Consider the following 13,373-nt stretch of genomic DNA (forward strand, 5'->3'; position numbering starts at 1 on the left):
CGAAACCGGGGATTTTCCAGGTTTCTTCGCAGGCACAGAGTCCATAAGTCGAATCCTAAAGACGCTAACCGGATTGGTTTGCGGCGCGACTCACGCGGGCTTCCTTGCATGGCAATGACCCGGGAAGGCAAATTTCTCCCAAGTCGTAGCGAGCCACACCCGTAACTGGCCCTAGTTTTATATTTGAAATTTCACCTAGACAACTGTTATTCTCATGGAAAACTCAAAAAAACCTAAAATATTTTGGCCTTCCACCCTTCTTTACCGCTGATAGGCTGTACGAGCGGGAAGCCCCGGCGTGGGACGCGTGGCGGCCGACCGGGATTTCCACGCCGGCGCGGCTCCCGGCGCGACGGACTGGTTGGACGCAGCCGCGCGCGACTGTCGCGGCTGCCATGTCGGCGCTGATTCCGTTGTTGCCGATGTTCCCTCGTCCACGGGTTCTAGGGCCGAGGTCGGCTGAACCGCCGCGTCCCGGTAACCCGGCCGGTGGGCCGGTCGCGGAGCATTGATTCGGGCGCTAATGCTGGGAATGGCCCGCGCGGGGGGGGCATTACCAGCGGTTTCATCGGTATTGTATTCATCGGACTTTTCCAACAATTCCATGGCGGTTTCGACCGCTTGGGTTTGTTTGACACTAGGAATTGGCTCTGGCAGGGTGTGCTCTCCCCCATCTTCGTAGGTTTCATAGGGCATTCCCTCGACCGGCGTGGGCTGCGGAGTGGTCAGTTCCTCCGTCTGCTGCTCCACCGGTCCCCGGCTGATCACATCGGGACGGGTAAAGCCATAGTTAAGGTACATCCCGGCGTCCCGCTCGCGGGCGTGGCGTTTGGCGTCAAAGTACGCCTTGCCCGGCCAGGGGCCTTCCGCCAGGAGCACGTTGTTGTATTCCAACAAAGAGTTCTTGCGGTAATGGACCTGGGCGATGGAGCGATTGTAATCCGACAAGGCCCGGTAATACGCGCTTTCAGCATCGGCCTGGCGGCGTTGGGCGTCCAAAAGCAAGTCAAAGGTCGCGGTTCCCGCGTTGTAGGCGGCTTCCACCGATTTTACTTGACGTTCGGCGGCCAAGCGGCGATTAAACAACGTCTGCACCAATACATGGTTGGTATCAAGGATCCGCACCGCCTCCGCCAGGGCGTGGGAAACTTCCAATTCTTGATCCTGCAGCACGCTCCGTTCACGGGCTAACAGCAATTGTTGCTGGCGGACCGTGGCCAGGCCGCGGCGATTTCCTATATCCCAGCTAAACGACAGCCCGACTTCGCTTTCGGCAAAATTGCCATCCGTCAAACCAGCCAGAGCGTTGGTGTTTTCGATGCTGTTAAAGCCGGTATAGGCATTCCCCTGCGAATCCCACCAGCGGTCCCCCACGCCCACCCAGCGGTAACGGGCGGTAGCGTCGAGCCGCGGTAAGAGCAGGTTCTTGCTGGCCATTAGTTCCAGTTCGCGTTGTTTAATGCGCCATTTTTGTTGGCGAAGTTCCACGCTGCGCATCAGGGCTTCGCAGTGGATTTCATTCCAGTCAAACAGCACTTTGGCGGTGGTGGGGTCGGTTACCGGAACGATCAACCGGCCATCCGTCGCCGCCAGGCCCATGATAAATCGCAGGCGGCTTTCGGCTCGATATAGATCGGAAAGGGAGCTTTCGACCAGCGAGCGGAAAAAGAAGTATTGTTCGCGGGCCTGGGCTTCTTTGTCAGCTTCGCCCCCCTTGGATTGTTCGGCGTACAGGGCATAAACCCGCTGCCAGGTGGCCAGGGCGCTGTCCCGGCCCACCTTGAGGGCCTCCAGGTTACGATAGGCAAAGTATAAATCCCAATAGGCGTTCTCCACTTCGTTAACTAGATCGCGGACGCCCGCCTCAAAGTCCGCCAGGCTGATATCGTGGCGAATGCGGGCCAGGACCACGCCGTCAAATTGAGCGCTGCCGGTCCCGCTAAAGGGATCAAAGGGTCCGGCGATCCGGTTGTAAAACATCCCCGCCCCTTGCAGCAACGGCTGGCGGGCAAAGATATCGACGGTTTGCGTCGTGTCGCCGGGAACTTCGCGGATGGGGCTATTGTTGTAATCGCCAATGGTTTGGGTGGACAACCCGACCAAGGTCCCCGCGGAGAGCCGTTTTTGCAGGCTGTTATTCCAGGTGGCCAGGTCTTGCTGGCGGATCCGATTAAAGATGAACGACCCGCTGCTGTTGAAGTTTTGGGGGCGGTCGGACTTGGCGTAGGTCAGACTGCTTTGGATTTGCGTGTCAAAGTTGGCCAACGCCCCTTCCACGCCAAAGTTGGGATCGGCCTCGGTGATGGCCGGATCATAAACGGTGGTGACTTGGCCGGGGACGCGTTGCAGCGAATCGGGGGCTTCGTCGGTCTGCGGACGCTGGCCAAAGTTGATCCGCCGACCACCGATGGTCCGCATGACTTTGCCGTTTTCCAGGGCATAATGGACGGCGTCTTCCAGTTGCAATTCCCATAATTGCTGAAAATTAGGACTACTCAGCGTTAGCGGGGCAGGGACAGAGGTCACCTCGGCCAAACTTTGGGTATCGACGTCCGGATGCTCGATTTGCGTGGCTTTGCCGATCCAATGCGACATGTCGCCATCTTCGAACAGAAAATGGGGCTGGCGAGGGGCGCAGCCCGTGATCGAGATTGCGGTACACATCAAGAGTGCCACAGCCGCGCGTAAGTTCCGTCGCATGGATGGTCTCGTCCTGAAATGGCTTTCGGTCTGACCCTGGCTCTGAGAACACCCCTATGGTGTTTTCAGGGAGCCAGCCGATTTGCCGTAAGTTGAATCTTCGCAGTGGTTTATGGGCAATTATGGATTTGGCAAAAGTTGGTCTTACCCTTGCCATCCCCACCCGGCTGAACCGGGGCAAGCAGGGACACGCTGCGCGCGGATCACTTGCGGCAAATCACTTATCGTCGCCACAGACGGTAAAGCTTGAATAATCGGTAGAGTTTTTCTGATTGTTAAAGTCTTCCTATCTTTGCTAGTCTAGCTAGATCGCGGTTTGCGACTTTGGTGTTGAAATATTGCTAGCTCTTCCATTCCGCAATTTTTGGTATAAGTCAATTTAACCCTCTCTCACCGCTAGCCCCTGTCCCTCTCCTCTGACCCCTTCCCCCCACCCCTTCTCCAGCACCCATGCCTCATTTTGACCTCCCCGCCATTCAATCCGCGCTCGCCCAATTTGACCTGGATGCCTGGCTGTTGGCCGATTTTCGCGGATCAAACCCCTTGGCCGCAACCGTGCTGGGTCTGGATCCCGCCGCCCATCGCACGCGGCGCTGGTTGTATGTTATTCCCCGCCAGGGAACTCCTAAAAAGCTGGTTCACCGGATTGAACCGGCGGCGTTGGCCGGTTTGCCCGGCGACGAACGGATTTATCTGACCTGGCAGGATTTTCAGGCGGGCGTCGCCTGGACGTTGGTCGATCTGCCCAGCGATCTGGGCCAGCCCCGTGTTGCCCTGGAATATTCCCCCCGCAACATGATTCCCTATATTTCGCGGATCGATGGCGGGTTGTTGGAACTAGTGCGCGACTGCGGGGTCGAACCAGTCTCTAGCGGAAATCTGTTGCAAGAGTTTGAAGCCACCTGGACACCGGAACAATGGCAACTGCATCTGCAAGCCGCCCAAGGGACCAACGCCGCTTATGACCGTGTCTGGCGGTTTTTGCGGGAGGCGGCCGCCAGCGGCCATGAACCGCGCGAAACCGACGTGCAGGACCTCATCATGAACCACTTTGCCGAACATGGACTAATCACCGACCATCCCCCCATTGTCGGCGTCGGACCCCATGCCGGCGATCCCCACTATGCCCCCATGCGCGGGGCCGATAGCGCCATCCGCGCGGGCGATCTGGTCCTGGTCGATCTGTGGGCGAAGGTCGATCACCCGCGCGGCGTCTATAGCGACCTGACGCGCATGGGTTATATGGGCCAGCAGGTACCGGAAAAATACGCCGCCGTGTTTGCCATTGTGGCCGCTGCCCGGGATGCGGCCATCGCCCTGGTTACAACGCGTTTTGACACCGGTCAACAATTGGCGGGATGGGAAGTGGACCAGGCCGCGCGGCAGGTGATTGTGGATGCGGGTTATGGAGCCGCTTTTGTGCATCGGACGGGTCATAATATCGGGACCTCGACGCATGGCAACGGCGCGAACATGGATAATCTGGAAACGCGGGACGAACGGCGGGTCCTGCGGCGAACCTGCTTTTCGGTCGAACCGGGGATCTACCTGCCCGAGTTTGGCATTCGCAGCGAAGTCAATGTATATGTTGACAAGGATGGCCAAGTCCATGTGACCGGCGGCGACTTGCAGCGGCAAATTGTGCCAATTTTGGCGTGAGCATGCCAGGCACCAAGAGCTACATCAGACATGCTCGGCACCAGCCACGGAGGAAGTTCAGAGAAGCACGAGAAGACAGGGAATAGCCATATGAAATCTGAGATTTGAAATTTGAAATCGTCGATCCGTGGCTAAGAATTCTTTTGTCACGATTCTTTTTGTCACGGATTTTCACTGATGGAACGTTAATTTTATTATATCGTCCGTGACACGGGCTTTGGCTCGTAACTGCCCCAACGGCCCGATTCATCCCCTGTAAAACGAATTAATCAAAAAATTCCTGGGTTTCTCACATTAACCCAAACTACAGGCTTCCAGCCCACCCAACTCTCTGGGAAAACTATGTTTCGCCTGTTAAATTAGATAGAGTTTGCCGGGAATACTTTTCAGTTTTTCAAAGAACGTCCGCAGTTGTAGTTCACCTCCGTACTCCACCTCCTCTTGTTCACTCTCCACTAACCACTAACCGCCCATGCCACTGCTCGTTGTCGGATCGGTAGCCTTGGATTCCATCGAAACTCCCCGCGCGACACGGAATAATGTCTTAGGGGGGTCGGCTGTTTTTTTTTCCACGGCCGCCAGTCACTTTACGCCGGTCAAGTTGGTGGGTGTCGTGGGCGAGGATTGGCCTGGCGAACATACGGCCATGCTGCGTGCCCGGGGGATCGACACCGCGGGGTTGCAGACCGTAGCGGGAGGAAAGACCTTTCGCTGGCGGGGTAAATACCAGCCGAACATGAATGACCGGGAGACGCTGGAGGTGCATTTGAACGTGTTAGAGCAGTTTCAGCCGATCTTGCCGGACAACTTTCGCCAGTCGCATTATGTGTTTTTGGGGAATGACTCTCCCCGGAACCAAATGCAGGTGTTGGAGCAGGCGTCGGGGCGCAAGCTGGTCGTGGCGGATACGATGGATTTGTGGATCAATATCCAGAATGACGAGTTAAAGGCGTTACTAAAGCGGTTGGACGGGCTGTTGATCAATGATAGCGAGGCCAAGCTTTTGACCGATGAGGAGAATCTGGTCCAGGCGGGGCACAAGGTGCTAGAGCTGGGCCCAAAATTTGTCGTGGTCAAAAAAGGCGAACATGGGGCGATGTTTTTTAGTCAGGAAGAAACCTACGTGATGCCCGCCTATCCCACGTCCAGAGTGATCGACCCTACCGGAGCGGGGGACAGTTTTGCGGGCGGGATGATGGGTTATCTGGCCGAAAAGCGGAGTTTTGACGCCCGCACGCTCAAGGAGGCTTTGGCGTATGGGGTGGTGACGGCCAGCTTTACCGTGGAGGATTTTTCGCTGGACCGGCTCAAGGCGATCACCCGCGCCGACCTGGACCAGCGCTGGCGGGAATACCGCCAAATGCTGAGCTTTTAGGCAATTTACAGTGAACAATTAAAAATTAAGAATGATTTTCCTTATTAATTCTTCATTTGAATCTCCCGCCCCCATAGCTCAATGGCCCCCATAGCTCAATGGATAGAGCAGCTGCCTTCTAAGCAGTTGATCGAGGTTCGATTCCTCGTGGGGGTATGGATACATTTGTGCAGTATGCCGCAGGTTGTGGGGCTTCGTCTATATCTTCTTGATGCGATTGGACTAAAGTCAATTCCATGCAACTCTGTTCAGGCGAGTGCAGTGCCACTGAAAGTGCTACGGAATCATGAATAGTGCCACGGGTAGTGCTATGCACGACTTCGTTCTCCGTGGACCTGCTTAGCTCGGCTATGGCCTTTTGGAAGTGGTGCTCCGTGGTCTTGAGATAATGCCGCTCGGCCACCGCTGGCGAATTCCCTAGCCAATTCGCGACGACGTGCGCGGGGAATTGATCCGCAAGTTCGATCTGGCGTGATGCTCGCAAGTTGTGGAAACATCGCTCCCAGGGCACAAGGCCAGCTTTCCGAATGATCCGCAATCGGCATTGTTCTGGGGTGGGAACATGCTCGCTTATCGAGTGCAAATATCCTATGATATTCCAGGACTATCAGCAACCAGCAGCGCATTCCGTAAGCGATGTAGAAATGATATTTAGCGAACGTGTTCCGGAACTTCGGCACGCACATGGGTTAAGCCTGAAGGCGCTGGCTGAGCAGGTTGACGTCGGCTTCACTTACATGAGCCGGGTTTAGTACGGGGCGGCTCCTTTTCGGCGATTACCCAAGCGATGCCTTGATTTACCGCTTAGCGGAGGCGCTGGAAACGGATGAGGAATAACTCCTAATTCTGGCGAAACGGGCGCCAGAAAGTGTTCGGAAACGTTCCCTTGAACGACGGGATGTGTTCGGGACGCTAGCCAATTGCGATGACAACACATTCGACAAAGTGATGGGAACGATTGGCGGTAATGCTACGAGAAAGAAAAATGTGAAGGGCTGATGCCCAGAAGTTCACTGTGAACTATTGTGTACTTCATCAGGGACCAATGCAGATGAGCGAGACGCTATTCAAGAAGGTTGACTACTCCCTGTCTAAGCTGGTGGACGATATTGAAATGGGCAGCATCGGCCTACCGGACATACAACGTCCATTCGTTTGGAAGAACTCCAAAGTCCGTGACCTCTTCGATTCGATGTACCGTGGATAACCCCGCCACAGTCACCAGCCCACGTTCACTCTGGTACAGTAGTACCCACTTCCCACCGACCAGCAGGCCGCGCGCGGCATCAGCAATATCTTTCACCTAGACGCCTATCGTATCGCCAGCCCCGAGGAATTTTGGGAACTTGGCATCGAAGAAATGTTCGCCAGCGAAAACTGGACAATCATCGAATGGGCCAACCGCGTGCGGGTCTGCCTGCCGCGGGATTACCTGGGCGTAGAGATCGAAATTATCGACACGCAAGCACGAGCCGCAAAACTTACCCCAAGGGGAAAGTGTTGGGAGAATGCTCTCGTTGGGCTAGAACCTGTGACGAAATCAGCCGCCGGGCGCTAGCCCACGGTTGCCGTGCCCTAAGCTGGTAAACAGTTACAAACATGCTTAATTTCTAGTCACATGCTCGCGCAGGGCAAATGCCATTTTCTGCCGGGCTGATTGCCAATAACGCTTCAGCTGCCGTTCAGATACCCGCATGACCTCCGCGGCCGCTGCTTGTGTCAGCTCTTGATACCAGATCAATTCAAAAGCCTGCCTTTCCGCGGTGGGCAGATTGTCGATCGTAGCATGCACATCCTGCCAAAAGCCATCCTGCAATTCGGCGTCGCGGGTGCCAAGTTGGTTATATATAGTATTTTGACCGTCCGTTTCCGCGCCAACCGCTATCGCCCGCACTTCACGTCGGCCAGCCCCCTCTTGGCCAAAGTAATGCCGCATCTGATCTAGCAATTCTCTCCGAATTTGTAGGATCACCAGCCCACAATACTCCGCGACGGTCCGGGGCATAATCTCCTCCAGGGCATGTAGCAGCCGTAGTGTCGCTTGCTGGGCGATGTCGTCCGCCTCCGCATGCGCCTGAAGCGCCGGAAACTGCCACAGTAGACGCTGAGCCATGCGCTGCAGCCATGTAAAAGATACCTCGACAAGTTCCACTCTGGTGGCGGAATCATGGGTCGTCAGGCGTGTGCAAAGCACTTGACATAATTCGGGATGATCTATTGTCGGAAATTGCATAATTCGCCCCAGAATTGCAATTAATGGTGAATTTCATGTCGATTAGATACCAGCCGTGTGCAAAGGCAACTTCTTCTCTGGCAGTTCCAGCTTTCTTTGGGAGAGTTCTGAATACCAATCATGCGTTCTGCTATCGCATCCTCTATCACAACAGGCACGGAAATTTGAAAAAAGGGACGCACATTCTGGAAATTTTACATGAATTAAATATTTTTCTTTTGTGAGCAGGGTAAAAAATGGACTAGGTCGTATTGGTTTCTGCTCAATTACCACATCAGATCTTACCGCAGCATAAGCAAATCTGTGCGCAAATTCTTTGTAAGCACTTTTTACAACTCGTTGATCCGCAAGTAATTCACTGCAAATCGCCCGCAATCATGGGCTACTAGAGAATTCTGGGGACTTCGGCAATTTTTTAACGGCCCGATTGGGGGTGGCGTTACGCTTTTAGGCACAACGCACTATTGCGTGTAGCTTTTCAGCACCGACGCCAAATCGTTCTCATCCGAGTTGATTTTCCCTCCTCAGTTCCACGACTGGCGGCAGTTTCGCGGCCATCCAACAAAAGAGACACACCCATGCTCCACTCGCTCCATCGCCGTGTCCGTCAACTGGCCCAACGTTTTGAATTGAGCAACATGTTGGGTTTGGGGGGGAGTGGGGCTGGGAGTACAAGCAGTAGGACTGCATGCAATTCGCGGAGCCGCGCGCGTCTGTCCCGCGGCGGAAGGATGTTTGCGGAGAGGTTGGAGGAGCGGATCACGCCAGTGCTGGGGGCATTTGATGTACCACCTGCAATAGGTACGGGTGGAATTTTCGATGGAGTGGTAAATATAAATGGATGTACCGCCAGTTTACTTAGCGATGGAAGACATATATTGACTGCTGCCCACTGTGTGGATAGCCCTACAGTCGATATTGACGGTGATGGTATAGCTGACATTGGGGATGGTATTGTCGATGTACGCACCTACACAGTAACGTTTGATCTTCCTAGTGGAAGTAAAACATTCACTATCGCACACACCGCGGCAGCACCTACTGTATTCGCACATCCGAATTGGAACGGAAATGTAAATAATGGGTTCGATGTCGCTATTATACATCTACCTTCATTGGCTCCACTTGGAAATGGGCCGAATCGACTTGGGTACGATCTGTTCACAAATGCCGCAGTGGATGCTACCTCAGCATTTACTTTTGTGGGATATGGACTTTCTGGCACAGGTACAAGTGGCAGAAATAACAACAACACGGAAATGCAACGTATTACAATCAATGCCACTGCTGGTCAATTTCAACTCGGACTAAATGGCGGTACTGTAAATGTTAACTTCAACACTACAGCAGCTGCACTTCAAACAGCTATCGCGTCACTTCCGGGTGGCTTGGGAAATGTGCGGGTTGTACAAGTCAACTCTGCTGGAAATCCCAATAATGGAAGCTTTGAGGTGGAATTTCGTGGCGCCGCCATTGCCAATGGTGGTTTTGCGGCAGTTGCGGTGAATCAGTTAACTGCAACCCCTTTACCTGGTTTTGTGGGAACTGTGACAGTGAATACTATGGTACAGGCCAACGAGCCCGCCACAAAGCGGCAAGCAAATAATGTTTTCAATTCGACTCAGCCAAACGGTATTCTAAGGGCAACATTTAATTCCATAGCCGGTGAAGGTAATTTAGGGCAAGGTGATTCTGGAGGTCCCGCATTTATAGGTACTCAAATTGCTGGAATCGCATCATTCAACTTTCCAGACGCGGAATTTGGAACAGACGGTGGATGGGCACGAGTGAGCAGCTTTGTGCCCTTTATTAATGGTATAATAAATACAACACCCTACGCGCTTCTCCTGGACATGTTATTACAACCAGGCTGTAATGATGGCATCGAAGACTCTATAATAGTTCGGCGGAATGGGTTGAATTTAGAGATCTTGGTTGGTGCGTTGGGCGCTGAAACACTTTATTTTAGTGACTTATTTACAGATATAACTTCACTTGTCATAGACGGTTCTTTAGATGCGGATCGACTCACTATTGATTATTCGGGTGGCGACCCTGCGGCACTTCCTGGTGGCCTAACATTTGATGGACTTTTCGGATCTGCAAAGGATAGTATTGTAGTCTCTCAGAACGCAAACTTTACACTTACAGATGCTTTGTTGCAAATTTCTGGTCGAACTAGTATCACACTCTCCGATGTCGAAAATGCATTACTGACCGGCGGCTCTAGCCAGAACTCGTTCACCGTCAGCGGTTGGACGGGCATGGGGATGATTAATGGCGGAGGTTCGGAAATTGACACGATTATTGCATCAAAAAACCGGAATTTCACGCTGGCGGATAACATGTTGTCAGCGAGCGATGGGATGATGCTGAATCTCGCAAATATCGATTACGCCAGCCTTACCGGCGGCTCTAGCCAGAACTCGTTCACCGTTAGTGGCTGGACGGGTCGCGGTGAAATTCATGGCGCGGGACCAGAAAAGGACACCATTATTGCCGAAAAAGACCTCAGCTTCACGCTAACCAATACTCAATTAACCTCGACCGACGGAATGATTCTGGCATTGTCCTCTATTGAAAATGCCAACCTTAAAGGTGGAGCGAGTCCTAATTCCTTCGGCGTGAGCGAGTGGACTGGAATGGGTTCTCTCGATGGCAATGGGACCACGGAAGTCGATACTGTCATTGCGGAAAAAAATGCGGACTTCATTTTGACGAATTCCAATCTGAGTACCACGGATGGGATGATGATGAGCTTGATAAAGATCACAGGTGCGGTGTTAATTGGCGGCGCGGCGGATAACACGTTCAATCTTAACGGCTGGACGGGAATCGCGACTATTGATGGCAAGGGAATGACCGATAAACTCATCGGCAACAATCTCCATAATAACTGGACGATTGATGGTTCTGATCAAGGGAACATCGATAATCGGGTTTTCTTTACCTCCATCGGTAACCTCGACGGTGGCTTCCAAAATCAAGTGGTGAATTCCGTCCTCGGTGCCAAAGCCGGAACTATCAATAATAACGAATCCTCCACCCTGGAAATCACGCAAACCGTCGGGGACGGAAATGTTTCCTTTGATCGAGTTGTCTCCTCGGAATTCAACTTTGATTTCCTCCGTTTCTTTATCAACGGGGTGCAGCAAGCCGCTTGGTCGGGGAATGTGCCACTGTCGAATGTCACGTTTCCCGTCTCGGCGGGCACGCATACATTCCGTTGGACGTACAGTAAAGATGCAACCGATAGTTTTGGCGACGACACCGCCTGGATAGATAACGTCATTTTCCCCGCCGTGCCCCATGACATTTCCGATAACTTTGAAACCGGCGGGTTTAACACACTCCCCTGGACCACATTTGGCAACAGCAATTGGAACGTCAAAGCGGGCGATCAATTTATCTTTACCCCCGCTGGCAGTGTCAGCGGATCCATTGATGGGCAGGGTGGGGCGGACGCCGTCAACTTTAGCCAACTCGCAAGCCAGGATGTCACCTTGCTCGCGCTGGGTGCGATTGACGGTTTTAACGGCTTCACTCTGCCTAACACAACAATTGCCGGCTTGTTTAATAACATCGATGGCATCATCGGCAGCGCATCCGCAACCAATGACCGATTGACCGGTTTAAACACCAATAGCACTTGGACGCACCACGGCATCGGCGGCGACTACGAAGACAACAACAGTGGCACAATCCTATCTTACAGCCAGTTTGAAATCCTCAATGGCGGATCGGACGTCGATCAATTCGACATTCTCAAAGTCACGGGCAACCCACTCTTTGCCAACGGCAACACTGGCGCCGACCTCTTCAATGTCGGCTCCACGCTAGCCAATAACGACGGCAATCTGGACCGGATCAAACAGCCGCTTACCATTTCCGGGGGCGATGGCGACGACCAGCTCTACATCAACGACTTTGCCAATCGCGATCCCGCGGGCAACCTCGTCCGGTCGAATTTTCTGGTCACGGCGAATACCGTAATTGACCTCCCCCCGGCGATCTTGACCAAGCCGGAATTCGCCACGCCCCCGCGAACGCTCTTTGCTGGCATCAACTACGACGGCACGACCGAAACCCTGTCGCTCGACACTAACGACGCTCCCAACTTTGTCAGCGCGATCCCCTCCGTCGATACCACGTACAAACTTAACGCCCACGATCCTAAATTTGGCGATCTGACCGGCATGGACTGCCTGGTGGTGGACTTTACCGGCGTGATTGGCCAAAAGTTTAGCTACACGGGAATCGACGACAACAGCGGCAAGTGGACATTTAAGAACCGCAAACCGATTGAGTTTAAGAATTTTGAGTGCTTTAACTTTGGCGGGAATGTGGACATTGAACAAAAGCATGGACTGCTGTACCTGACGGGCGATAACGCGCACAACGGGATTTCCCTTTCGCGGGGACCAAACGGGACGGTAAGCGTGGTGGGCCTAGGGACTAAGCTGAACAACGGAAACGCCAATCCCTTGTTCTTTACCGGCGTGACCGGGGTCATTGCCAAATTTCATGACGGCGACGACTTCTTGCACTTTAATAAAATCGACCTGGAAGAAGTCTTGTACTTTGGCGGCAACGATAACGATCAACTGCAGGTCGGTTCCGGCCAATTTCCCGACATTACCACCATGGCCGGGGTCAACACCGCAATTTTGGCCGGGTCGGTCGGGCTAAGCAAAACGATCCATTTTGACGGCGGCAAAGGGGCGGACTGCGCGGACTTTATTCGCACGTTTGGCGACGCCATTTGGGACTTTAACCTGGGCGATGGCGATGACATGATCACCACCTATTGGTCCAGTTCCGGGGCGATCAGCGCCGTAACTGATAGCGGAAACGACACGATCAACTTTGGCTATCACACGGCCCAGCGGGAAGTCACGTTTGACGGCGTTAAGGGAAACGACTTTATCAATATCTTTATCAGCAGCTTCCAGGGAGAGGCGGTCTTCTTTGGCGGTTCCGGCACTGACACCATCGCCATCGACACCAACAACTTTGCCAAGAGCGTGCTGATCGACACTGGCGCGGATCATGACTTCTTTCTCTTTGCCGCCAATGTGGTCGGGCATCACTTGACCATTGTCACTGGCCACGGCTATGACAGCGGCTTCTTGGGTCGGCATATCGACGGCAGTTCCGGCGGCAACATTGCCAAAAAGCTGGTTCTGGATGGCGGCAGCGAGACGGACAAAATCCGCATTGGCAATAACGCCTTTGAGGATTTCTTTGCAGTGCTCGGCTCCGGCGATGATGAAGTCACCATCGACGACTATCTGTACGTCAAGAATCGCGGAACGCTGGACGGCGGTAGTGGCAAGAACAAACTGACCAAGATCGGCACGCCAAACTTGAAGTTTATCAGCATTTAACCACACGCCAGACCTTATA

The 13,373-nt window shown here is 53.5% G+C and carries 6 protein-coding genes and 1 tRNA gene; 5 read left to right on the top strand and 2 right to left on the bottom strand.

What is annotated here, in order from left to right:
• Positions 1–261 precede the first annotated feature (261 nt).
• Positions 262–2,700 (bottom strand): TolC family protein, encoded by a 2,439-nt coding sequence (locus SFX18_08900; GenBank protein MDX1963258.1) that lies wholly within the window; start codon positions 2,698–2,700, stop codon positions 262–264.
• 450 nt (positions 2,701–3,150) lie between these two features.
• On the opposite strand from SFX18_08900, the gene SFX18_08905 reads away from it, so the two are divergent.
• From SFX18_08905 to SFX18_08920, 4 genes are all read left to right on the top strand, one after another.
• Positions 3,151–4,359 carry a M24 family metallopeptidase gene (locus SFX18_08905; GenBank protein MDX1963259.1) on the top strand — a complete coding sequence of 403 codons (1,209 nt, stop codon included), beginning with the start codon at positions 3,151–3,153 and terminating at the stop codon, positions 4,357–4,359.
• 472 nt (positions 4,360–4,831) lie between these two features.
• The gene (locus SFX18_08910; protein ID MDX1963260.1) at positions 4,832–5,734 is read left to right on the top strand and encodes a PfkB family carbohydrate kinase; all 903 of its coding nucleotides are present in this window, start codon (positions 4,832–4,834) and stop codon (positions 5,732–5,734) included.
• A gap of 84 nt (positions 5,735–5,818) precedes the next feature.
• Positions 5,819–5,890 (top strand) — tRNA-Arg (locus tag SFX18_08915).
• Positions 5,891–7,028: 1,138 nt separating this feature from the next.
• Positions 7,029–7,292 carry a tRNA (adenosine(37)-N6)-threonylcarbamoyltransferase complex ATPase subunit type 1 TsaE gene (locus tag SFX18_08920; protein MDX1963261.1) on the top strand — a complete coding sequence of 88 codons (264 nt, stop codon included), beginning with the start codon at positions 7,029–7,031 and terminating at the stop codon, positions 7,290–7,292.
• 45 nt (positions 7,293–7,337) lie between these two features.
• On the opposite strand, the gene SFX18_08925 is transcribed toward SFX18_08920, so the two are convergent.
• The gene (locus SFX18_08925; protein ID MDX1963262.1) at positions 7,338–7,847 is read right to left on the bottom strand and encodes a sigma-70 family RNA polymerase sigma factor; all 510 of its coding nucleotides are present in this window, start codon (positions 7,845–7,847) and stop codon (positions 7,338–7,340) included.
• A gap of 2,276 nt (positions 7,848–10,123) precedes the next feature.
• Between SFX18_08925 and SFX18_08930 the strand changes: the two genes are divergently transcribed.
• Positions 10,124–13,354 carry a hypothetical protein gene (locus tag SFX18_08930; protein ID MDX1963263.1) on the top strand — a complete coding sequence of 1,077 codons (3,231 nt, stop codon included), beginning with the start codon at positions 10,124–10,126 and terminating at the stop codon, positions 13,352–13,354.
• Positions 13,355–13,373 lie beyond the last annotated feature (19 nt).

The organism is Pirellulales bacterium (assembly GCA_033762255.1).
In the GTDB taxonomy this organism is placed as follows: domain Bacteria; phylum Planctomycetota; class Planctomycetia; order Pirellulales; family JALHPA01; genus JANRLT01.

Excerpts from the sequence above, each read along its gene's own strand:
- SFX18_08925 (MDX1963262.1), bottom strand. The coding sequence starts at position 7,847 with ATGGCTCAGCGTCTACTGTGGCAGTTTCCGGCGCTTCAGGCGCATGCG.
- SFX18_08910 (MDX1963260.1), top strand. The coding sequence starts at position 4,832 with ATGCCACTGCTCGTTGTCGGATCGGTAGCCTTGGATTCCATCGAAACT.
- SFX18_08900 (MDX1963258.1), bottom strand. The coding sequence starts at position 2,700 with ATGCGACGGAACTTACGCGCGGCTGTGGCACTCTTGATGTGTACCGCA.
- SFX18_08905 (MDX1963259.1), top strand. The coding sequence starts at position 3,151 with ATGCCTCATTTTGACCTCCCCGCCATTCAATCCGCGCTCGCCCAATTT.